20 protein-coding genes and 1 pseudogene are annotated in these 22485 nt (G+C 72.0%); 10 read left to right on the top strand and 11 right to left on the bottom strand.

Features of this window, described 5'->3' with window-relative positions; all coding sequences use genetic code 11:
* Positions 1–29: 29 nt before the first annotated feature.
* The gene (locus tag ACWCXC_RS20425) at positions 30–857 is read right to left on the bottom strand and encodes a DUF4190 domain-containing protein (protein ID WP_450890125.1); all 828 of its coding nucleotides are present in this window, start codon (positions 855–857) and stop codon (positions 30–32) included.
* A 123-nt stretch (positions 858–980) separates the two neighbouring features.
* On the opposite strand from ACWCXC_RS20425, the gene ACWCXC_RS20420 reads away from it, so the two are divergent.
* The 6 genes from ACWCXC_RS20420 (at position 981) to ACWCXC_RS20395 (ending at position 6888) form a co-directional block, all read left to right on the top strand.
* Positions 981–2015: an adenosine deaminase gene (locus tag ACWCXC_RS20420; RefSeq protein ID WP_450680717.1), complete on the top strand. Its 1035-nt coding sequence runs from the start codon at positions 981–983 to the stop codon at positions 2013–2015.
* Positions 2016–2041: 26 nt separating this feature from the next.
* Positions 2042–2746 carry a glycerophosphodiester phosphodiesterase gene (locus ACWCXC_RS20415; RefSeq protein WP_450680718.1) on the top strand — a complete coding sequence of 235 codons (705 nt, stop codon included), beginning with the start codon at positions 2042–2044 and terminating at the stop codon, positions 2744–2746.
* 89 nt (positions 2747–2835) lie between these two features.
* Positions 2836–3672 (top strand): SAM-dependent methyltransferase, encoded by an 837-nt coding sequence (locus ACWCXC_RS20410; protein WP_450680719.1) that lies wholly within the window; start codon positions 2836–2838, stop codon positions 3670–3672.
* A complete protein-coding gene (locus ACWCXC_RS20405; RefSeq protein ID WP_450890124.1) occupies positions 3672–4871 on the top strand; it encodes a sensor histidine kinase in 1200 nt (399 codons plus the stop codon). Before ACWCXC_RS20410 ends, ACWCXC_RS20405 begins: the two co-directional genes overlap by 1 nt.
* Entirely contained in the window at positions 4868–5599 is a 732-nt protein-coding gene (locus ACWCXC_RS20400; RefSeq protein ID WP_450890123.1) for a response regulator, read from the top strand. The genes ACWCXC_RS20405 and ACWCXC_RS20400 overlap by 4 nt, the downstream gene beginning before the upstream one ends.
* Before the next feature lie 89 nt (positions 5600–5688).
* Positions 5689–6888, top strand: coding sequence for a serine hydrolase domain-containing protein (locus ACWCXC_RS20395; RefSeq protein WP_450890122.1), 1200 nt, complete (start codon positions 5689–5691; stop codon positions 6886–6888).
* 1 nt (position 6889) lies between these two features.
* On the opposite strand, the gene ACWCXC_RS20390 is transcribed toward ACWCXC_RS20395, so the two are convergent.
* The 3 genes from ACWCXC_RS20390 to ACWCXC_RS20380 form a co-directional block, all read right to left on the bottom strand.
* Positions 6890–7435, bottom strand: a complete 546-nt coding sequence (locus ACWCXC_RS20390; protein ID WP_450680723.1) for a hypothetical protein — start codon at positions 7433–7435, stop codon at positions 6890–6892.
* 52 nt (positions 7436–7487) lie between these two features.
* Positions 7488–8651: an ABC transporter substrate-binding protein gene (locus ACWCXC_RS20385; protein ID WP_450680788.1), complete on the bottom strand. Its 1164-nt coding sequence runs from the start codon at positions 8649–8651 to the stop codon at positions 7488–7490.
* 200 nt (positions 8652–8851) lie between these two features.
* On the bottom strand, positions 8852–10291 hold the full coding sequence (locus tag ACWCXC_RS20380; RefSeq protein WP_450680724.1) for a gamma-aminobutyraldehyde dehydrogenase: 1440 nt from the start codon (positions 10289–10291) through the stop codon (positions 8852–8854).
* A 178-nt stretch (positions 10292–10469) separates the two neighbouring features.
* Here ACWCXC_RS20380 and ACWCXC_RS20375 point away from each other — a divergent pair, with 178 nt between their 5' ends.
* The 4 genes and pseudogenes from ACWCXC_RS20375 to ACWCXC_RS20360 all read left to right on the top strand — a co-directional run bounded on the left by ACWCXC_RS20375 (position 10470) and on the right by ACWCXC_RS20360 (position 14494).
* Positions 10470–10961, top strand: a complete 492-nt coding sequence (locus ACWCXC_RS20375) for an Lrp/AsnC family transcriptional regulator (RefSeq protein WP_450680725.1) — start codon at positions 10470–10472, stop codon at positions 10959–10961.
* Positions 10946–12325: an aspartate aminotransferase family protein gene (locus tag ACWCXC_RS20370; RefSeq protein ID WP_450680726.1), complete on the top strand. Its 1380-nt coding sequence runs from the start codon at positions 10946–10948 to the stop codon at positions 12323–12325. The genes ACWCXC_RS20375 and ACWCXC_RS20370 overlap by 16 nt, the downstream gene beginning before the upstream one ends.
* A 352-nt stretch (positions 12326–12677) precedes the next feature.
* Positions 12678–13331 (top strand): annotated as a pseudogene (locus ACWCXC_RS20365) (ABC transporter ATP-binding protein); the annotation flags it as partial.
* The gene (locus ACWCXC_RS20360; RefSeq protein ID WP_450890121.1) at positions 13313–14494 is read left to right on the top strand and encodes a hypothetical protein; all 1182 of its coding nucleotides are present in this window, start codon (positions 13313–13315) and stop codon (positions 14492–14494) included. The pseudogene ACWCXC_RS20365 and the gene ACWCXC_RS20360, both read left to right, overlap by 19 nt.
* A gap of 15 nt (positions 14495–14509) precedes the next feature.
* Here the strand turns inward: ACWCXC_RS20360 and ACWCXC_RS20355 are convergent, their stop codons facing one another.
* From ACWCXC_RS20355 to pyrH, 7 genes are all read right to left on the bottom strand, one after another.
* Positions 14510–15535: an ABC transporter ATP-binding protein gene (locus tag ACWCXC_RS20355; RefSeq protein ID WP_450680728.1), complete on the bottom strand. Its 1026-nt coding sequence runs from the start codon at positions 15533–15535 to the stop codon at positions 14510–14512.
* A gap of 2 nt (positions 15536–15537) precedes the next feature.
* Positions 15538–17151, bottom strand: coding sequence for an ABC transporter permease (locus ACWCXC_RS20350; RefSeq protein WP_450680729.1), 1614 nt, complete (start codon positions 17149–17151; stop codon positions 15538–15540).
* Between the two features lie 86 nt (positions 17152–17237).
* Positions 17238–18338, bottom strand: a complete 1101-nt coding sequence (locus ACWCXC_RS20345; protein WP_450890120.1) for a thiamine ABC transporter substrate-binding protein — start codon at positions 18336–18338, stop codon at positions 17238–17240.
* Between the two features lie 241 nt (positions 18339–18579).
* Positions 18580–19686 (bottom strand): 23S rRNA (adenine(2503)-C(2))-methyltransferase RlmN, encoded by a 1107-nt coding sequence (gene rlmN, locus ACWCXC_RS20340; protein ID WP_450890119.1) that lies wholly within the window; start codon positions 19684–19686, stop codon positions 18580–18582.
* 169 nt (positions 19687–19855) lie between these two features.
* A complete protein-coding gene (locus ACWCXC_RS20335) occupies positions 19856–20941 on the bottom strand; it encodes a phosphatidate cytidylyltransferase (protein ID WP_450680732.1) in 1086 nt (361 codons plus the stop codon).
* The gene (gene frr / locus ACWCXC_RS20330; protein WP_450680733.1) at positions 20941–21498 is read right to left on the bottom strand and encodes a ribosome recycling factor; all 558 of its coding nucleotides are present in this window, start codon (positions 21496–21498) and stop codon (positions 20941–20943) included. Before frr ends, ACWCXC_RS20335 begins: the two co-directional genes overlap by 1 nt.
* Positions 21499–21669: 171 nt before the next feature.
* A complete protein-coding gene (gene pyrH / locus ACWCXC_RS20325) occupies positions 21670–22446 on the bottom strand; it encodes a UMP kinase (protein ID WP_450890118.1) in 777 nt (258 codons plus the stop codon).
* Between the last annotated feature and the right edge of the window lie 39 nt (positions 22447–22485).

Below are 22485 nucleotides of genomic sequence, written 5' to 3'. Positions count from 1 at the left end.
ACGCCCCCCTTGTCGTGCCTGAAGAGTGCCTAGCCGTGGGTGACGTCGACGACCAGCGAGGTCGGCTCGTAGACGGTGCCGCTCTCCTCGGTCTCGAAGTCGTCCGAGGCGATGGCCCAGATCATCAGCCCCAGGAAGGCCGCGCTGACGACGATGCCGACCGAGCCGAGGATGACGCCCGCCAGTGCCACACCGGCGTTGTCGGCCTCTCCCCTCTTGGCCCGGCCCCGGCCTATGAGACCGAAGACCAGTGCGAGGACGCCCAGGATGATGCCGAGGCCCCACAGGCAGAAGAGGGCCACGGAGATGATGCCGAGCACCAGCGAGGCGATGCCCAGCCCGTTCGCGGGGGCGGGTCCCCAGCCGTTCGCGGGGTAGCCCGCGTATCCGGGGTAGCCCGCGTAGTCGCCGTACTGCGGCGACGGGGCGGGGTAGCCGTACTGCCCCTGGCCCTGACCGGGCGCGGCCGGGTAGCCGTACGGCCCGGCGGCCGGCTGTCCCGGACCGTTCGGCCCGACCGGCGGGGGCGGCACCGCGCCGGGCCCCTGCCAGGGGTCCGCGGCGGGGCCGGGCGCGGCAGCGGGGCCCTGCGCGGTGGGGGCGGCGGGCGGGGCCTGGTCCGGGGTCCCCAGTCCGGCCGCCGCGGGGTCCTGGCCGGGCATCGCCGCGACGGTCTGCTGGTCGTGCACGGGCGACGGCCCGGGGGCGCTCGCGGCGTCCTGCGGGGCCGGGGACGCGGCCGGGGTCTCCGCCGCGTTGTCCGCCGTGCTCTTCTTCAGCGGCACCTTGCTGTCCGGCGGAGCCCACGGATCGCGCGGCGCGGCCCCGTCCGCGGGGCGTTCGGTGTTGTCTGACATGGGCCTCCCCCATCGTGATGCCCGACATGCTACGGCCCGCCCCGGCCTACGATGACTCCCGTCCCCTGCCCGGCGCCACTGGACCCCCGGGCCGCCTGCCAACTCCCGCACCCGGAGGATCCGATGACCGATCTGCACCCCTTCATCGCGGGGCTGCCCAAGGCCGAGCTGCATGTGCACCATGTCGGCTCCGCCTCGCCCCGTATCGTCGCCGAGCTGGCCGCGCGCCATCCCGACTCCAAGGTCCCGACCGCCCCCGAGGCCCTGGCCGACTACTTCACGTTCACCGATTTCCGCCACTTCATCGAGGTGTACCTCTCGGTCGTGGACCTGATCCGCACCCCCGAGGACGTCCGGCTGCTGACCTTCGAGGTCGCCCGGGACATGGCGCGGCAGAACATCCGGTACGCCGAGCTGACCGTGACCCCCTTCTCCTCGACCCGCCGGGGCATCCCCGAGCAGGCGTTCATGGAGGCCATCGAAGACGCGCGGAAGTCCGCCGAGTCCGAGCTGGGGACCGTGCTGCGCTGGTGCTTCGACATTCCGGGCGAGGCCGGTCTGGAATCGGCCGAGGAGACGGCGCGGCTGGCGGTGGACCTGCGGCCCGAGGGACTGGTCTCCTTCGGTCTTGGCGGTCCCGAGATCGGGGTGGGCCGGCCGCAGTTCAAGCCGTACTTCGACCGGGCGATCGCCGCGGGCCTGCACTCCGTGCCGCACGCCGGGGAGACCACCGGACCGCAGACGATCTGGGACGCGCTGACGGAGCTGCGGGCCGAGCGCATCGGCCACGGCACCAGCGCGGTCCGCGATCCGAGGCTGCTGGAGCACCTGGCCGAGCACCGTATCGCCCTGGAGGTCTGCCCCACGTCGAACGTGGCCACGCGGGCGGTGCCCGTCATAGAGGAGCACCCGCTGAAGGAGATGGTGGACGCCGGGGTCCTGGTGACCGTCAACAGCGACGACCCGCCCATGTTCGGCACCGACCTCAACAACGAGTACGCGGTGGCGGCCCGCCTGCTGGACCTGGACGAGCGGGGGCTCGCCGCGCTCGCGAAGAACGCCGTGGAGGCGTCCTTCCTCGACCCGGCCGGCAAGCGCGCGCTGACCACCGAGATCGACGCGTACACCTCGCGGTGGCTGGAGAGCACCGGGCGGTGAGGGCCCCGGGCGGCGACAATGACCCCATGGCCACTGCTGTCACCGCCGTCGCGCACCGCGGCGATCCCTACCGCGTCCGCGAGAACACCCTCCCCTCGATCCGGTCCGCGCTGGAACGGGGGGCGGACCTCGTCGAGATCGATGTCCGCACCACCCGCGACGGCGTACCGGTCCTGCTGCACGACGCCACGCTGGAGCGGCTGTGGGGCCATGACGTGCGGCTGGACCGGCTGACCCACGCGGAGCTGACCGGGCTGACCGGGGGCGGGGTGCCGACGCTGCGCGAGGCGCTGCTCGCCGCCGGGGCGCACCGCCTCATGATCGATCTGCCGGGCACCACGGACGCCGCGGTGCGCGCTGTCGTCGGGGTGGTCCGGGAGTGCGGGGCGGGCGAGCGCACGGTGTACTGCGCGGGGGCGGAGGCGATGCTCCGGGTACGGGCCGCCGATCCGTCCGCCGAGATCGCGCTGACCTGGACGACGCTGGCCCCGCCCCGGCCGGCGCTGCTGGAGGCGGTCCGGCCGCGCTGGCTCAACTACCGCTTCGGGCTGGTGAGCAGGGAGCTGACCGAGCGGGTCCACCGCGACGGGCTGCTGGTCTCGGCCTGGACGGCGGACACCGGCCGCACGATGCGCCGGCTGGTCCGGGACGGCGTCGACTCGATCACCACCAACCGGATCGACGTCCTGCGCCGGACGCTGGTGAACTCCTCGACGACGCAGGGGCCTTGATCGGTCCGGCATCATGGGGGGCGCCTCACCGTCCATGATGCCGGGGCCTTTGTCCGGACCGGGCCCGTAGACCCGCAGGGGTCCGGCGGATGCCCCGGGCCGGCGCCAAGGAGCCCGACGTGACCGACCCCCACCGCGACCCCCTTCCCGCCCGCGTCCGTTCCGACGTGGCGCACAACGCCCGGGTCTGGAACTACTGGCTCGGCGGCACGGACCACTTCCCCGTCGACCGGGCGGTCGGGGACTCGGTGACGGCCATGTACCCGTCCATCGGCGAAGTGGCCCGCGCCGACCGGCGGTTCCTGGGCCGGGCGGTGCGGCATCTCGCCGGGGACGCGGGCATCGGCCAGTTCCTGGACATCGGCACCGGGCTGCCGACCGCGGACAACACCCACGAGGTCGCCCAGCACACCGCGCCGGACGCGCGCGTGGTCTACGTCGACCACGACCCGATCGTCCTGGCGCACGCCCGCGCCCTGCTGACCAGCACCCCCGAAGGCGCCACCGAGTACGTGGAGGCGGACGCCCGGGACCCGGAGCGGATCCTGCGGGCGGCCCGGCCGACCCTCGACCTGGACCGTCCGGTCGCGGTGATGATGCTGGGCATACTGAACTTCGTCCTCGACACCGACGAGGCGCTGTCCGTCGTCCGGCGGCTGATGGACGCGGTGCCCTCCGGCAGTTACCTGGTCCTGACCCATCCCACCCTGGAACTGGGCGGCGAGGGCAACGAGGCGGCGATGCGGTTCTGGAACGAGCACGCCACTCCCCCGATCACCGCGCGCGACCGCTTCGCCTTCGCCGCCTTCTTCGACGGCCTCGACCTGCTGGACCCGGGGATCGTGTCGTGCTCCCGCTGGCGGTCCGCGCCCGGCACGGCCGAGCCCGAGGTCGCGCAGTTCGGCGCGGTGGCGCGGAAGCCCTGATGCGCATACGCACCCTGCGGGCACGGGCCCTCGCGGCCGGGCCGCGCACCGTCGACCTGCTCGTCGCCCTGCTGGTCCAGGCCGCCATGACGATGCCGTTCGTCGTGCCGCGCGCCCCGGAACTGCCGGAGGCCACCTGGCCGGCGTACGGGCTGACGACCCTGACGGTGGTGCCGTTGATCGCCCGGCGCAGGGCGCCGGTCGCGGTTCTCGTGGCGGTGCTCGCCACCGGCGCGCTCTACCGGCTGGCCGTCGACGGGCCGGGCCAGCCGCTGCCGTACACCGGTCTGGTGGCGCTGTACACGGTGGCGGAACGGTCCTCCGCGCGGAAGAGGGTCGCGATCGGCGTGCTCACGGCGGCCGGCGTGGTGGTCTCGGTCGGCGTCGGCGGCAACGAACTGCGCGAGCTGCTCTTCTCGCTCTTCGTGTTCGCCGCGGCGTACGCCTTCGGCCGGTTCGCGGTGACGCGGAAGGCGTATCTGCGGGCGGTGGAGGACCGGGCACGGCAGCTGGAGCTGACGCACCGCATCGAGGCGGAGCGGGCGGCGGTGCGCGAACGGGCCCGTATCGCGCGGGAGATGCACGACATCCTGTCGCATGCGGTGAGTCTGATGATCGTGCAGGCGGAGGCGGGGCCGGTGGCGGTCCGTACGGCGCCGGAGCGGGCCGAGGCGGCGTTCGACGCGATCTCGGAGACCGGCAGGGACGCGATGGTGCAACTGCGCCGGATGCTCGGTGTGCTGCGCGAGGACGCCTCCGCGCCTGACTCGCCGCGCTCCCCGCAGCCCTCCCTGGACGGTATCGGGGCGCTGGTGGAGCGGGTGGGCGCGGGCGGGCCGGCCGTGAGCTACGAGGTGACGGGCGAGGCCGGGCCGGTGGGGCAGGTGGTCGGGACGACGGTCTACCGGATCGTGCAGGAGGCCCTGACGAATGTGGTGCGCCACGCGGGGGCCGGGACGGCCCGGGTGGTGCTGGACCACGGGCCCGAGGCGCTGACGGTCACGGTCACGGACGACGGGCGCGGCCCGGGGGGCGGAGTGGGCCACGGTCTCACCGGCATCCGGGAGCGCGCGGCGGCGCACGGCGGGACGGCCCGCACGGGTCCGGGCCCGGACGGCAGGGGTTTCCGGGTCGAGGTGACGATCCCGCACGCCCGGTCCGGCCGGGTGCGGGACGAGGAGACGGGGGTGGCGCGGTGACGATCCGCGTGGTGGTGGCGGACGATCAGGAGCTGGTGCGCAGCGGCTTCGCGATGATCCTGGACGCACAGCCGGACATCGAGGTGGTGGCGGAGGCGGGCGACGGGGCGGCGGCCGTGGACGCGGTGCGGCGGCTCGCGCCCGATGTGGCGCTGCTCGACATCCGGATGCCCGGCACGGACGGCATCGAGGCGTGCCGTGCGATCACGGGGGCCGGCGGGTGCCGGACGGTCATGCTGACGACGTTCGACTCGGACGCGTACGTCTACGAGGCGCTGCACGCGGGGGCGAGCGGCTTCCTGCTCAAGGACGTGCGGCGGGACGATCTGGTGCACGCGGTCCGGGTGGTGGCGGCGGGCGACTCGCTGCTGGCGCCGTCGGTGGCCCGCCGGCTGATCGCCGCGTACACCGCGCGTCCGCCCGCAGCCCCGGGGGCGGAGCCCTCGGCGCGGCTGGAGGTGCTGACGGCGCGGGAGCGCGAGACGCTGCTGCATCTGGCGCGGGGGCTGTCGAACGCGGAGATCGCGGCGGCCCTGGTGGTCAGCGAGCACACGGTGAAGACGCATGTCGGCCATGTGCTGTCCAAACTGGGGCTCCGCGACCGGATCCAGGCGGTGATCTGCGCGTACGAATGCGGTCTGGTGTCTCCCTCCTCCGAGGGAGAGGCCGTCGCCGCCTCCCCCGCTCGGGGGAGGCCGTCTCCCCCGGTGAAACCCCCGGGCGGGTGATCCGCCGGGGGCGGGTGGTCCCACAGGATGGATTCCGAGAGCGGCCGGGAATCCGTCCCGCTCACCAACCCGCCCCGGAGGCACCGACCATGAGCACCCGTATGTCCCGCACCGTCGTCGCGACGGCCCTGGTCCTCGGCATCGCGGCGGGTTCCGCCACTCCGGCCCTGGCCTCGGCCCCTTCCCCGGCCGCCGCCGGTCGTTCCGCCCCCTCGGTTCCCCCGGCCTACGGCGCGCCGGACGCGGAGGCGCTGCGCGCGGCGCTCCTGGGGCTGCCGTCCGGGGACGCCACGGCGGCGCTGGTGCGGGTCGGCGGCACCTCGGGCGGCTGGCGGGGCAGCGCCGGAGTCCACGATCTGGTGTCGGGGCGGCCCGCCGACCCGTCCGGCCGGTTCCGCGCCGGCTCGGTGACCAAGGTCTTCACGGCCGCCGTCGTGCTGCAACTGGCCTCGGAGGGCCGGGTGGGCCTGGACCGTCCGGTCCGCCGGTACCTGCCGGACCTGATCCCGGCCGCGTACGGCACGGTGACCGTGCGCCAGTTGCTGAACCACACGAGCGGCATCCCGAACATCGGCCCCGGATACGCGACCCCGGAGGAGGTCTACGCCCACCGCTTCGACCGGTACGACCCGGCGGAGGTGGTCCGGGCGGCCACCGCGCGGGAGCGGAGCTTCGCGCCGGGCACCCGGCAGCAGTACGGAAACATCGGGTACACGGTGGCGGGGCTGCTGATCGAGCGGATCACCCACGACGCGTACGCCTCGCAGGTCACCCGCCGCATCCTGGAGCCGCTGCGTCTGAAGGACAGTTACCTCCCGGGCGACGACCCCACCATCCGGGGCCCGCACAACCACGGCTACCAGGTCTACGGGGACGGCGAGCTGCGCGATGTGACGGTCTGGGGCACCAGCGACACCTGGGCGGCGGGCGCCCTGATCTCCACCACGGCCGATCTGGAGCGGTTCACCCGGGCGCTGTTCGCGGGCCGGGTGGTGCGCGGCCCGCTGCTGGAGGCGATGTTCACCCTGCCGGGCGACGAGGTGCGCGAGTACGGGACGGGCGCGCCGGCCACCCACAGCGCGGGGCTCTCGGCGATGAGGCTGGGCGGTCACGAGGTGTGGGGCAAGACGGGCAGCCGGTGGGGGTACACCACCGGGATAGGGGCCACCCGCGATCTGTCCCGGACCCTGGTCTACAACGTCAACGCGACGGACGCGAAGGGCCAGGACATGAACCCCACGACGATGAACGTGGTGGTGGCCGCCTTCGGCGCCCCGTCGCGCGGGTGACTCAGACGACGGGCGCGGGCGTTCCGCCGAGGGCCGGTGCCGGCTCGGCGGGCAGGGCCTCCAGTTCCTTGATCCGCCGGCGCACGATCAGCAGGGGGATGACGCCGAACACGCCGAACGACATGTCGATGACCGACCACCAGAAGGGGATGTCCCGGATCGGTCCGCAGATCAGGGCGAGCGGGATGATGCCGGCACAGGCGATCATGCCGAACTCGACGACCCAGATGTTGCGGACCGGATCGCGGTAGGGGCCGTAGAAGGCGACGGCGATCACCAGATGGGCGAAAGCCAGCCAGTCGGTGCCGTAGAGGACGAAGGGGTGTTCGGCGTCGGCCCGGTCGAGACCGGTGCGGACCCGGGTGATCCACTCCACGAGCGCGGGGAAGTGCTCGGGGACCGGGGAGGCCGAGGAACTCAGCAGGTCCTCGGCCCAGCGCACTTCGTGGACGAGCGGGAAGGCGGTGAGCCCGCTCAGCACGAGACAGACGATGAAGACGACCAGCCACACGCGTATGCGCCGGCGAAGGGCGCGTCGCTCGCTCATGTCCGCAGCGTACGCCCGGGTTTACAAGCCCTTTCGCCGCCCGGTGGCGCCTTCACAACCCGACGATCGCGTTCCACTTCTTGGCGAACTCGGTGCGCTCCTCGGAGGTGATGTCCCGGGCGATCGCCAGCCGCTTGCGCATGGCGTCGTCCGGGAAGATCAGCGGGTCCTCGGCGAGTGCGGCGGTCTCCTCGTCCTTGGAGGAGGCCAGGATGTCGCGGGCGGCGGGGACCGGGCAGACGTAGTTGACCCAGGTGGCCAGTTCGGCCGCGACCTCGGGCTCGTAGTAGTAGTCGACCAGCTTCTCGGCGTTGCGCTTGTGGCGGGCGAGATTGGGGATCATGAGCGATTCGGCCCAGAGTTCGGCGCCCTCCTCGGGCACCACGAACGCGATGTCCGGGTTGTCCGCCTGGAGCTGGATGACGTCGCCGGAGTATGCCTGGCAGGCGAGGACGTCGCCGGTGGAGAGGTCCTTGATGTAGTCGTTGCCGGTGAAGCGGCGGATGTGCTTGGTCTTCACCAGCTTCTCGACCTGGTCGCAGATCTCGAAGAAGTCGTCGCGCGTCCAGCGGGTGATGTCCACGCCGTTGCCCTGCATCAGCAGGGCGAAGGACTCGTCGAGACCGGAGAGCAGGGTGACCTTGCCGCGCAGGTCGGGGGCCCAGAGGTCGCTCAGGTGCTTGATCTCGCGGCCGAGCCTCCTGCGGTTGTAGGCGATGCCGGTGATCCCGGACTGCCAGGGCACGCTGTGCCGGCGTCCCTCGTCGAAGGCGGGCGAGCGCAGCTGCGGGTCGAGGTACTTCGCGACGTTCGGCTGCTTGGCCCGGTCCATCTCCTGGACCCAGCCGAGCCGGACGAAGCGTGCGGCCATCCAGTCGCTGATGACGATCAGGTCCCGGCCGGTCTGCTGGTGGTTCATCAGCGCGGGGCTGATCTTGCCGAAGAACTCGTCGTTGTCGTTGATCTCCTCGGTGTACGTGACGGAGATCCCGGTCCGTTCACTGAACGCGTCGAGGGTGGGCCGCTTGGACGCGTCGTCGTCGTCCGTGTCGATGTAGAGGGGCCAGTTGGCGAAGTTCAGGGTGTGATCGCCGGCGGAGTGGTCGCGGCCGGCGCGGTCGCCCGGCTGCACGTACGCGGCGGGGACTCCGCAGCCGGCCAGCGAGACACCGGCCGCTCCCGCCCCGAGGGCGGTGAGCAGGGACCGGCGGGACATGAGGTGGTTCGGGATCGCTCTCACCCGCGCAGGATGCCGTCCGGGCGGTGCGGCGGGCAATGGACCATCCGTCCAGCGGTGCCCGCCCGGTGCGCACACCCTGTCGAGGGCGGTGCGGCTGGGGGCGGCCCTGAAACGGGAACGGCCCCGGGCGCGCACGGGTGTGCGCCCGGGGCCGTGTCCGGGGAACGGGGCGGCGGTCAGCCGTCGAGGGAGGTCATCACGTGCTTGATGCGGGTGTAGTCGTCGAAGCCGTAGGCGGAGAGGTCCTTGCCGTAGCCGGACTTCTTGAAGCCGCCGTGCGGCATCTCGGCGACGAGCGGGATGTGGGTGTTGATCCAGACGCAGCCGAAGTCGAGGTTCTTGGACATGCGCATGGCGCGGGCATGGTCCTTGGTCCACACGGAGGACGCCAGGGCGTACTCGACGCCGTTGGCCCATTCGAGGGCCTGGGCCTCGTCGGTGAAGGACTGGACGGTGATGACGGGGCCGAAGACCTCGTTCTGGATGATCTCGTCGTCCTGCTTGAGACCGGAGACGACGGTGGGGGCGTAGAAGTAGCCCTTGTCACCGACGCGGTGGCCGCCGGCCTCGACCCGGGCGTGCGCGGGCAGCCGCTCGATGAAGCCGCTGACCTGCGCCAGTTGGTTGGCGTTGTTGAGCGGGCCGTAGAGCACGTCCTCGTCGTCCGGCAGGCCGGTCTTCGTGTCGGCGGCGGCCTTGGCCAGCGCGGTGACGAACTCGTCGTGGATCGACTCGTGGACGAGCACACGGGTGGCGGCCGTACAGTCCTGGCCGGCGTTGAAGTATCCGGCGACGGAGATGTCCTCGACGGCCTTGGCGATGTCGGTGTCCTCGAAGACGACGACGGGCGCCTTGCCGCCGAGCTCCAGGTGGACCCGCTTGACGTCCTTGGCGGCGGACTCGGCGACCTGCATGCCGGCCCGTACGGAGCCGGTGATGGAGGCCATGGCGGGGATCTTGTGCTCGACCATCGCGCGGCCGGTGTCGCGGTCGCCGCAGATGACGTTGAAGACGCCCTTGGGGAGGATCTGCCCGATGATCTCGGCGATGAGCACGGTGGAGGCCGGGGTGGTGTCGGACGGCTTGATCACCACGGTGTTGCCCGCCGCGAGCGCCGGGGCGAACTTCCACACGGCCATCATCATCGGGTAGTTCCACGGCGCGACCTGCGCGCAGACGCCGACCGGCTCGCGGCGGACGATCGAGGTCAGCCCCTCCATGTACTCACCGGCCGAACGCCCCTCCAGCATCCGCGCCGCTCCCGCGAAGAACCGGATCTGGTCCACCATCGGGGGGATCTCTTCGGTGCGGGTCAGACCGAGCGGCTTGCCGGTGTTCTCGGACTCGGCCGCGATCAGGTCCTCGGCGCGCTCCTCGAAGGCGTCAGCGATCTTCAGCAGCGCGCGCTGCCGCTCGGCGGGCGTGGCGTCGCGCCAGGCGGGGAAGGCGGCCGCGGCGGCGTCCATGGCGGCATCGACGTCGGCCGCACCGGACAGCGGAGAGGTCGCGTAGACCTCTTCCGTCACCGGGTTGACCACATCGATGGTCCGCCCGTCGGCGGCATCGCGGAACTCTCCATTGATGTAGTTGCGCAGACGGCGCACCTCGGTGGTCACAACCACCCCTCCTGTCGACACGTCCAATGGGTGAGACGTCCAGCCTAAACGCATGGGTAACGGTTTCGACATAGCCAACCGCCGCCATCTTCGGATTCAGTGAGATCCAGGCAGCAGGACAACGAATTTCATCGATCCAGGGTTGCGATACCGACGAGTCCCGGTGCAGAGTGGCTCCGTGGCCAGTCGCAGCGCAGACTCCAGGAACGGGAGCGGATCGTCCCCAGCGGTCGATGCCGTCTCCCTGGCGATCATCGAACAGCTCCAGGAGGACGGGCGCCGTCCCTACGCCGCGATCGGCAAGGCCGTCGGCCTCTCCGAGGCCGCCGTACGCCAGCGCGTCCAGAAACTGCTGGACCAGGGCGTGATGCAGATCGTCGCCGTCACCGACCCGCTCACCGTGGGATTCCGGCGGCAGGCGATGGTCGGGATCAACGTCGAGGGCGACCTCGACCCGGTGGCGGAAGCCCTGGCGGCCATGGACGAATGCGAGTACGTGGTGATGACCGCGGGCTCCTTCGACCTGATGGTGGAGATCGTCTGCGAGGACGACGACCACCTGCTGGAGACGATCAACAAACGCATCCGGGCCATCCCCGGCGTGCGCTCCACCGAGAGCTTCGTCTACCTCAAGCTCAAGAAGCAGACCTATATGTGGGGAACCCGATAGCCGTGAGCAAGGACCTCAGCCGGACCGCGTACGACCACCTGTGGATGCACTTCACCCGCATGTCGGACTACGAGAACGCGCCCGTTCCCACCATCGTGCGTGGCGAGGGCACCTACATCTACGACGACCAGGGCAAGCGCTACCTCGACGGCCTGTCCGGCCTGTTCGTGGTCAACGCCGGCCACGGCCGCCACGAGCTCGCCGAGGCCGCCTACAAGCAGGCCCAGGAGCTGGCCTTCTTCCCGGTGTGGTCCTACGCCCACCCGAAGGCCGTCGAACTGGCCGAGCGCCTCGCGGACTACGCCCCGGGCGACCTCAACAAGGTCTTCTTCACCACCGGCGGCGGCGAGGCGGTCGAGACCGCCTGGAAGCTGGCGAAGCAGTACTTCAAGCTCAAGGGCAAGCCGACCAAGTACAAGGTCATCTCCCGCGCGGTCGCCTACCACGGCACCCCCCAGGGCGCCCTGTCCATCACCGGTCTGCCGGCCCTCAAGGCCCCCTTCGAGCCGCTGGTCCCCGGCGCGCACAAGGTGGCGAACACCAACATCTACCGCGCCCCGATCCACGGCGACGACCCCGAGGCGTTCGGCCGCTGGGCCGCCGACCAGATCGAGCAGCAGATCCTGTTCGAGGGCCCCGACACCGTCGCCGCGGTCTTCCTGGAGCCGGTGCAGAACGCCGGCGGCTGCTTCCCGCCGCCGCCCGGCTACTTCCAGCGGGTCCGCGAGATCTGCGACCAGTACGACGTGCTGCTCGTCTCCGACGAGGTCATCTGCGCCTTCGGCCGCCTCGGCACGATGTTCGCCTGCGACAAGTTCGGCTACGTGCCGGACATGATCACCTGCGCCAAGGGCATGACCTCGGGCTACTCCCCGATCGGTGCCTGCATCGTCTCGGACCGGCTCGCCGCGCCGTTCTACGAGGCCGACAACACCTTCCTGCACGGCTACACCTTCGGCGGCCACCCGGTCTCCGCCGCGGTCGGCCTCGCCAACCTCGACATCTTCGAGCGCGAGGGCCTCAACCAGCACGTCCTCGACCACGAGAACGCCTTCCTCACCACGCTCCAGAAGCTGCACGACCTGCCGATCGTCGGCGACGTCCGCGGCAACGGCTTCTTCTACGGCATCGAGCTGGTGAAGGACAAGGCCACCAAGGAGACCTTCACCGACGAGGAGACCGAGCGCGTCCTGTACGGCTTCCTCTCCAAGGCGCTCTACGACAACGGCCTGTACTGCCGGGCCGACGACCGCGGCGACCCGGTCGTCCAGCTCGCCCCGCCGCTGGTCTCCGACCAGTCCACGTTCGACGAGATCGAGGGCATCCTCCGGTCCGTCCTGACCGAGGCCTGGACGAAGCTCTGACGGCCGGGCCGCGCCTTGGGCCGGACGGCCCAGGGCCCGGCCCCCGTTCGACCGCCGCTCGACCCTCCCCTCAGGGGGGCCGCGGCGGTCATTTCATACGGCCCGCACGGCCCGGGTGCGCCCATTCGAGTGGGAAGGGGCGCACCCGGGCCGCGTGCTGTGCGCACACCGCGATCCGAATCCCTACGGTGCCGAGTGACCGATCGGCCCCGCCTTCGTTCCCCCGTACGGGGGAACGGGATTTCTGATCTGAACCGAGGTGTACGCCATGGTGGCCCCGCCGGACAACGACGTGATCTGGGCACGTTCCCTGCAGCACTCCCACAACGGCTCGCCCGCGCTCGGCGGGGTCTCCCTGGGCATCCGCGACGGCGAGATCCTCGCCGTGACCGGACCGCGCGGCAGCGGCAAGACGACGCTGCTGCACTGCCTGTCGGGCCAGCTCGTGCCCCAGCAGGGCGAGGTGTGGTTCAACAGCGTTCCGGTCCACACCATGGGCCCCCGGCTGCGCGAGCGGCTGCGCCGCGACAGGTTCGGCTGGATCGCCCCCGAACCGCAGCTCGTCCCGGAACTGAACACCTGGGAGAACACCGCCCTGCCGCTCCTGCTGCGCGGCGTCCCGCACCGCGAGGCCAAGAAGGCCGCCATGGAGTGGCTGGAGCGCCTGGACATCGGCCCCTGCGCGCGAAAGCGTCCGCACACCCTCCAGCAGAGCCAGCGCCAGCGGATCTCGGTGGCCCGTGCCCTGGCCGGCGCCCCCTCGGTGATCTTCGCCGACGAGCCCACGGCCTCGCTGCACCGCACGGACCGCGCCCACGTCCTGCGCACCCTGACGAGCGCGGCCCGGTCGCACGGCATCACCGTCGTGGTCGCCACGCACGACGCGGAGATCGCGGCACTGGCCGACCGCGAGGTGCCGCTGCTGGACGGCCGGCGGGCCGCCGCGGCCGGCCGGCGCGCCGAGCCCGATGCGGAGGGCCGCGCGGCGTGCTCGCTCTCCGTCTAGCCCGCGGTTCCCATCCCCTGGTCCTGGCCGGGCGGCTGCTCGTGGCCGCCGCGTCGGCCGGGGTCGGCTTCCTCCTGCTCTGCACGCTCGGCTACGCCTCGGGCCACCCCGCGCACTCGGCGGGTTCCGTGCTCCGGCTGCTGTGGTGCCTGGTCCCGCTGGCCGCCACCGTGCAGTTCGCGGTCGCGGTGGCCCGCACGGACCCCAGCACCCGGCCCCGGCCCGGACTCTCCGCCGTCGGCCTCGGCCCGGTCCGGCTCAGCGTGATCGCGGCGGTCTCCACGGCCGTCTCCTGCACGCTGGGCTCGATGGTCGCGCTGCTGTTCTTCCTGCATCTGCGCGGCGATCTGTCGGGGCTGCCGTTCGACGGCGCGGCGGCCGGGCTGCTGGCCGCCGACGCCCCCCTGCCGCTCGCGGCCGTCCTCCTCCTGCTGGCCGTGGTGCCCGTGACCGCCTCGTCCGCGAGCGCGCTGGCCCTGCGGACCCGGCCGGTGCGGCCGGGTGCCCGGGACGACGCCGAGGACCTGGTGCCCGACGAGCAGATCGCCGCACCGGCCACCGCTCCGGCGGGGCTGCCCTGGGGGGTGGCCCTGACCGCCGCCGGGCTGGCCGTGGAGGCGTACGCCAACCGCACCACGTCCGGCAGCCCCTTCCCGATGCCCGGCCGGCTCGACTCCACCCCTGCCTGGGTGCTGGTGGGCTGGACGCTGACGGCCATCGGCCTGGCCATGGCCGGCCCCGGGCTGACCCATCTGTGCGGCCGGCTGCTGCAGGCGGCGCGCCCCGGCGCCGTACGCCTGCTGGCGGGGCGGGTCCTGATGGACGAGGCGCAGCGGATCGGCCGTCCGCTGGGCGTGGTCTGCGCGGTGGTCTCCGCCGTCGTCGCCGCGTTCGCGCTGTACGGGACGGGGCCGAGGCCCTTCGGCCCGCTCACGGCCCTGGGCGCCGTGCTCGTCATCGGGTGCACGACGGCGACGCTGCTGACCACGGCTCTGGAGGCCCGGCAGGCCCGCGCCCGGACGGCGCGCGCGCTGCTGCGGCTCGGTGCGCCGGTCTCGGCGCTGCGCGCGGCGACGGCGCTGCGCGCGGGCGTTCTGCTGCTGGTGTTCGCGCCGCTGACCTGGGCGATCGCCGAGCTGGGCGCGCTGCCGCTGACCCCGTGAGGGGCCGGCGGCCGGTCAGCGCGCGGTGGGCAGGACGACGCACTCCGCCGGGTCGAAGGTGACGCCGACCTCGGCGCCCTCGTCCGGGGTGGCGTTCAGCGGGCACTCGGCGTCCAGCGCCGGGCCGTGCGCGGGGCGCAGGGTCACGGCGACGTGGTGGCCCCGGAAGGTGCGGGCCTCCACCGTGCACCGCAGCCCGTCCGAGGGCGCCCCGACGCGCACCCCGGCCGGCCGGACCAGCAGGTCGCAGACGCCCTGCGGCGAACCGGCCGGCACCGGCACCCTGCCCCAGACCGTCTCCGCCGCCCCGCCGGTGACGGTCGCCTCCACCACGTTGTCGAAGCCCAGGAAACGGGCGACGAAGGCGGACGCCGGACGCCGCCACACCTCCAGCGGGGTGCCCGCCTGGGCGATGCGTCCGTCCCGCATCACGACGACCCGGTCCGCGAGCGCGAAAGCCTCCCCCTGGTCGTGGGTGACGGCCAGGACCGTCGTCCCCAGCCGGGCGAACAGGGTGCGCAGCTCGACGACGAGCCGTTCGCGCAGCCCCCGGTCCAGCTGCCCCAGCGGCTCGTCGAGCATCAGCAGCTTGGGGCGGGGGGCCAGGGCGCGGGCCAGGGCGACGCGCTGCTGCTCACCGCCGGAGAGTTCGGCGACGGCGCGGCGCCCGGCACCGGGCAGCCCCACCAGATCGAGGAGTTCGGCGACCCTGCGGTTCCGCTCGTCCCGGGGCACCCCGTGCATCCGCAGCCCGAAGGCCACATTGGCACCGGCGTCGCGGTGCGGGAAGAGCTGGTGGTCCTGGAACATCAGGCCGAGCCCGCGCCGGTGCACCGGCACCCCGTCCTGGTCGGCGCCGTCCAGCAGGACCCGCCCTCCGTCGGCGGGCTGGAGTCCCGCGACGACCCGCAGCAGGGTCGACTTGCCGCTGCCGCTCGGCCCCAGCACACAGACGATCTCGTGCGCGGCGACCTCCAGGTCGACGGCGTCCAGCGCCGCCCGGCCGCCGAAGCGGACGGTGGCCGATTCGAGTGTCAGCATCCCTAGAACTCCCCGGAACGGTCGACGCGGATACGTTCGAGCAGCAGCAACGAGACCGCGCACACAAGCATGAGAACGGTGCTGAGGGCCATCGCCTGGCCGTAGTTCAGCTCCCCGGAGCGGCCCAGCAGCCGAGCCACCGCCACCGGCAGCGTCGGGGTGTCGGGCCGGGCGATGAAGACGGTGGCCCCGAACTCCCCGAGCGACACGGCGAACGCGAACCCGGCCGCGACCAGCAGCGCCCGGCGCACCAGCGGCAGATCCACCTCCCGCCAGGCACGCCACGGCGAGGCGCCCAGCACCGCGGCGGCCTCGCGCAGCCGCCCGTCCACCGCCCTCAGGACCGGCAGCAGGGTGCGTACGACGAAGGGCACCCCGACCAGCGCCTGGGCGAGCGGCACCAGGATCCAGGAGGTCCGCAGGTCCAGGGGCGGTTCGTCCAGGGTGATCAGGAAGCCGAAGCCGACGGTGACGGCGGAGACGCCGAGCGGCAGCATCAGCAGCGCGTCGAAGCCGCGGACGAGGCGTCCGGCCCTCCGGGTCAGGGCGGCGGCGGCCAGTCCCCCGACGACCACCGCGATGAGGGTGGCGACGACCGCGTACCGCAGGGAGTTCCCGATCGCCTCCAGCGGCGCGACGAGGAACGTGCCGCTGTTGGCCTCGGCGGATCCGAGGGCCCGGTAGTACGCGAGGCCGTGGCCGCCCGAGACGTCGAACGAGCGCTCCACCAGCACGCCGAGCGGCAGCAGGATCAGCACCAGGACCGTCGCCAGCACCCCGCCGAGCAGCGCCCACTGCCCCGCCCCGCGCGGCCGGTGTGCCGTGCGCGCCGGGTCGACGAGCTTCAGCGCGGTCTCCCGGCGCCGCACGGTCCTGGCGTGCACGGCGAGGACGCCGCCGACCGCGGCGAACTGCACCAGCGTCAGCACGGCGGCCGTGGGCAGGTCGAGCAGTTGCGCGGTCTGCCGGTAGATCTCCACCTCCAGGGTGGAGAACCCGGGGCCGCCGAGGATCTGGACGACGCCGAAGGAGGTGAAGGTGAAGAGGAAGACCATCAGCCCGGCAGCCGCCACCGCGGGCGCGAGCGCGGGCAGGGTGACCCGGCGCCAGGCGGCGAACCGTCCGGCGCCCAGCACCCGCGCGGCCTCCTCCTGCCGGGGGTCGAGCTGCGCCCAGAGTCCCCCGACGGTGCGCACGACGACCGCGTAGTTGAAGAAGACGTGCGCCAGCAGGATCGCCCACACGGTGGTGTCGAGCCGCACGCCCCACAGGTCGTCCAGCAGGCCGCCGCGCCCGAGGAGGGCGAGGAAGGCCGTGCCGACGACGACGGTCGGCAGGACGAAGGGCACGGTGACGACGGCCCTCAGGAGCTGTCGGCCGGGGAAGTCGAACCGGGCGAGGACGTACGCGCCGGGCAGGGCGATCACCAGGGTCAGCGCGGTCGAGGCGAGGGCCTGCCAGAGCGTGAACCACAGGACGTCCACGATGTCGGGCCGGCTCAGCACCTCGCCGAACCGCCCGAACTGCCAGACGCCGTCCGCCTTGAGCCCGCGCCCCACGATCGCGGCGACGGGGTAGGCGAAGAACAGCGCGAAGAACGCCACCGGAACGGCCATCAGACCGAGCCGGACCGCGCCGGCGCGCAGGGACCGGGCACGCGCGGACCTCCCGCGCGCGCCCGGTCCGCGTACGGGGGGCCCGGCTACTTCACGACGAGCGAGGACCACGACTGGACCCACTGCTCACGGTTCTTGGCGATCGCGTCCGGGGCCACGGTCGTCGGCTTGTCGACGACGGCACCGAACTCGGTGAAGAGCGCGGGCACCTTCGCGTCCTCGTTCACCGGGCTGACGAACATGTTCAGTGGCATGTCCTCCTGGAACGGCTCGCTGACCAGGAAGTCCAGCAGGGCCTTGCCGCCCGCCTCGTTCTTCGCCCCGTCGAGCAGTCCGGCGAACTCGATCTGGCGGAAGCAGGTGCCGGTGGCGACACCGGTCGGGGCGGTCTTGGGCCGCGGGTCGGCGTACAGCACCTCGACGGGCGGGCTGGAGGCGTAGCTGACGACCAGCGGGCGGTCGGCCTTGGCCTTCCTGCCGCCGGCGGAGCCGGAGAACTCCTCGTTGTACGCCTGCTCCCAGCCGTCGACGACCTTGACGCCGTTGGCCTTCAGCTTCTTCCAGTAGTCCTGGTAGCCGTCCTCGCCGTAGGCGGCGACGGTGCCGAGGAGGAAGCCGAGGCCGGGCGAGGAGGTCGCGGCGTTCTCGGTGACGAGCAGGTTCCGGTACGCGGGCTTCGCCAGGTCCTCGAAGGTCCGCGGCGGCGCGAGCTTCTTGTCCGCGAAGTACTTCTTGTCGTAGTTGACGCAGATGTCACCGGTGTCGACGGGCGTGACGCGGTGCTTCTCGGCGTCGAGCTGCGTGGCGGCGGCGACCTTGCCGAGCCCCTTGGCCTCGTACGGCGTGAACAGGCCGTTGTCGAGGGCGCGGGAGAGCAGGGTGTTGTCGACGCCGAAGAAGACGTCGCCCCGGGGCGAACCCTTGGTCAGGATCTCCTGGTTGAGGGCGGCGCCCGCGTCGCCGCTCTTGAGGACCTTGACGGTGTAGCCGGTCTGCCGGGTGAACTCCTTCAGCACCTCCTTGGAGGCGTTGAAGGAGTCGTGGCTGACGAGGGTGACGGTCTTCGAACCGCTGTCCCGGGTCCCCTTCGTCCCGGACGCCCCGTCGTCGGAGCCGCAGCCGGCCAGCGCGGTCGCGCCGAGCGCGGCGGCGACGGCCGTCACCGCGAACTTCTTGGTGGTGCTCATGTGATTCCTCCTGGACGTGACCAGGAAGAGACGCGGCCCTGCCCGCACCGGTACGGAACCGGAAGCGGGCAGGGCGCAACAGCTTGAGTATGGTCCGAACTTCCTACCCGGAATGACCCGGGCGAGGTTCAGAGGGTCTGCGGCCGACCTGTCCTCGGTGCCGCACTCTCAGCGCTGTGGCGCTCCCCTGTCGGAAATATGAAATTGACTTCGAGCCCAGGCTACACGGCGGTTTCCGGCCTCAGCGCTCGGCCGCCGCCAGCTGACCGCAGGCCCCGTCGATCTCCTGGCCCCGGGTGTCCCGGACCGTGACCGGCACCCCGTGCGCGGCGATCGCCTCGACGAACGCCTTCTCGTCCTCGGGCCGCGAGGCGGTCCACTTCGAGCCGGGCGTCGGGTTCAGCGGGATCAGGTTGACGTGAACGCGCTTGCCCTTGAGAAGCCGGCCGAGCCGGTCCCCGCGCCACGCCTGGTCGTTGATGTCGCGGATCAGCGCGTACTCGATGGAGATACGGCGCCCGGACTTCTCCGCGTACTCCCACGCGGCGTCCAGCACCTCGCGCACCTTCCAGCGCGTGTTCACCGGAACGAGCGTGTCGCGCAGTTCGTCGTCCGGCGCGTGCAGCGAGACGGCCAGCCGGCACTTGAAGCCCTCGTCGGCGAACCGCAGCATCGCGGGCACCAGCCCGACCGTGGACACGGTGATCCCCCGCTGCGACAGTCCGAGACCGTCCGGCTCGGGATCGGTCAGCCGGCGGATGGCCCCCACGACCCGGTTGTAGTTGGCCAGCGGCTCGCCCATGCCCATGAACACGATGTTGGACAGCCGGGCCGGTCCGCCCGGGACCTCCCCGTCCCGCAGCGCGCGCATCCCGTCCACGATCTGGTGGACGATCTCCGCCGTCGACAGATTCCGGTCGAGGCCGGCCTGCCCCGTGGCGCAGAACGGGCAGTTCATCCCGCATCCCGCCTGCGACGAGATGCACATCGTCACCCGCTCCGGATACCGCATCAGCACCGACTCGACCAGCGTGCCGTCGTGCAGCTTCCACAGCGTCTTGCGCGTCGTGTCGTCGTCGCAGCTGATGTGGCGCACCACCGACATCAGGTCCGGGAACATCGCCTCCCGCAGCTTGTCCCGCGACCCCGCCGGAATGTTCGTCCACTCCGACGGGTCGTGCGCGTACCGCGCGAAGTAGTGCTGCGACAGCTGCTGCGCACGGAACGGCTTCTCGCCGATCGCGGCGACGGCCTCCTTGCGCTCGGCGGGCGTGAGGTCGGCGAGGTGCCGCGGCGGCTTCTTGGCTCCGCGGGGCGCGACGAAAGTGAGTTCTCCGGGCTTAGGCATGGTTCTTCCAGTGTCGCAGACGCGACGGGCAACGCCCGCCGTCCTGTGGACGACGGGCTCTCGCCCATGACGTCGCAGGTCGGGCCGGGTGTGCCCGGCCCCGGACATGCCACGAGGGCCCGACGCCCGCAGGCGTGGGCCCTCGTGTGCGGGCGCGGGGCGGTCCGGGTCAGCCGGAGCCGACGAAGACCGCCAGGAGCAGCCAGACAACCGGTGCGGTCGGCAGGAGGGAGTCCAGGCGGTCCATGATGCCGCCGTGGCCGGGCAGCAGCGTGCCCATGTCCTTGATCCCGAGGTCGCGCTTGATCATGGACTCGCCCAGGTCGCCCAGGGTGGCGCTGGCGGCGACGGCGAGGCCGAGGAGCAGGCCCTGCCACCAGGTGCCGTCGTCGACCAGGAACTGCATGCAGAGCGCGCCGGCGACCATCGCGAAGGCGACCGCTCCGAAGAGGCCCTCGCGGGTCTTCCCGGGGCTGATGCGCGGGGCGAGCTTGTGCTTGCCGAAGCGCCAGCCGACGGCGTAGGCGCCCGTATCGCTGACCACGGTCAGCAGCAGGAAGGTCAGGACCCGCTGCGGTCCGTCGTCGGCCTTCAGGAGCAGGGCGACGAAGGTGGCCAGGAAGGGCACGTAGAACGCGGCGAAGACACCCGCCGTGACGTCCTTGAGGTACCCCTCCGGCGGCTCGGCCATGCGCCAGACCAGGACCGCCAGGGTGGTCAGGGCCATGGCGACCCAGGCTCCCTCGGCGCCGCGCGCGTAACCGGCCACGACCATGGCCGCGCCGCCGATCGCGAGCGGGACGAGGGGCGCCTTGATGTCCTTGCGTTCCTCCAGCCGGGAGGTCAGCTCCCAGAGGCCCACGACGACGGCGACGGCGATCACACCGACGAAGACGGCCTTGACGATGAACAGCGAGGCGACGACGACGGCCCCGAGGCCCACGCCGACTCCTATCGCGGATCCCAGATCACGGCCCGCACGCTTCTTCTGCGGGGGTGGCGGCGCGGTGGACATGGGCTCCTGCGGCATCTCGTCACGGAACAGGGGGCCGCCGCTCAGGCGTCCGGCCCCCCGGTCCCGGTCATCACGGTCATCAGCGTCTCTACCTGCGTCGGGACTGTCCGGCACGATGGGCATGGGCCGAGTCTGCTGGCCGTCGTGCACATCACGGGCAGGACCCGCCGGAGCGGCCCACATCTCGGGGGCGGCCCCGTGGCCGGCGCCCGGCGGGGCGCCCCAGGAGGAGTCGTTCATCAGACTTCGAGCAGCTCGGCTTCCTTGTGCTTCAGCAGCTCGTCCACCTGCGCCACGTACTTCGCGGTGGTGTCGTCGAGCTCCTTCTCGGCGCGGCGCACCTCGTCCTCGCCCGACTCCTTGTCCTTCACCAGCTTGTCGAGCGACTCCTTGGCCTTGCGGCGCACGGCCCGGATCGAGATCTTGGAGTCCTCGGCCTTGGTCTTCGCGACCTTGATGTAGTCGCGACGACGCTCCTCGGTGAGGTCCGGGAAGGTCACCCGGATGATATTGCCGTCGTTGCTCGGGTTGACGCCGAGGTCCGAGTCGCGGATCGCCTGCTCGATGTTGCGCAGCGCGGTCTTGTCGAACGGCGTCACGACGGCCATCCGGGGCTCCGGCACCGAGAACGAGGCCAGCTGGTTGATCGGGGTCAGCGCGCCGTAGTAGTCGGCGACGATCTTGTTGAACATCGCCGGGTGCGCACGGCCGGTGCGGATGGCGGCGAAGTCCTCTTTCGCGACCACGACGGCCTTCTCCATCTTCTCCTCGGCTTCGAGGAGGATTTCTTCGATCACCACGTGCTCCTGCGTGTCTTGAGCGGGCCCGGCATGCTCGGGCCCTGCGGGTCCTGCGTCGCGTCCTCACCTGCACGGTGTCCGACCGGCAGGCCGTTGTCCATCTTTCGGGGCCGTCCCGTGGCCCCACGGGACGGCGGCGGGTCCCCCGCCTGCCGCCCCGCCGGCGGGTCAGACCCGGGTGCCCCGGTCGCTCACGAGCGTGCCGATCTTCTCACCCTTGACCGCGCGGGCGATATTGCCCTCGGCGGTCAGCTCGAAGACGAGGATCGGCAGCTCGTTGTCACGGCAGAGCGTGATGGCGGTGGCGTCGGCGACCTTGAGATCGCGGGCGAGCACCTCGCTGTACTCCAGCGCGTCGAACTTCACGGCCGCGGGGTTGGTCTTCGGGTCGGAGTCGTAGACCCCGTCCACACCGTTCTTCCCCATCAGCAGCGCCTCGGCGTCGATCTCCAGGGCGCGCTGTGCCGCGGTGGTGTCGGTGGAGAAGTACGGCATGCCCATGCCCGCGCCGAAGATCACGACGCGCCCCTTCTCCAGGTGCCGCACGGCACGCAGCGGGATGTACGGCTCCGCGACCTGGCCCATGGTGATGGCCGTCTGGACGCGGGAGTCGATGCCTTCCTTCTCCAGGAAGTCCTGGAGCGCCAGGCAGTTCATGACGGTGCCGAGCATGCCCATGTAGTCGGACCGGGCCCGGTCCATGCCGCGCTGCTGGAGCTCGGCACCGCGGAAGAAGTTGCCGCCGCCGATGACGACCGCGATTTCCGCGCCGTCACGGACGACCGCCGCGATCTCGCGGGCGATGGTGTGCACGACGTCGGGGTCGACACCGAGGCCGCCGCCCCCGGCGAACGCCTCGCCGGACAGCTTCAGCATGAAGCGTCCGGGCACCTTGCCGTCGTCGCGCTTGTGGTCACCCTGTACGGCGTCCGCGCCCTTGTTCATGGAGATTCTCCTCGTGCACATACGAAGAAGGCCATTGCC

The sequence above is a fragment of the Streptomyces sp. NPDC001515 genome (genome assembly GCF_053597115.1).
The sequence above is the reverse complement of the archived record's forward strand: the minus strand, read 5'-3'. Positions and strand labels throughout refer to the sequence as shown.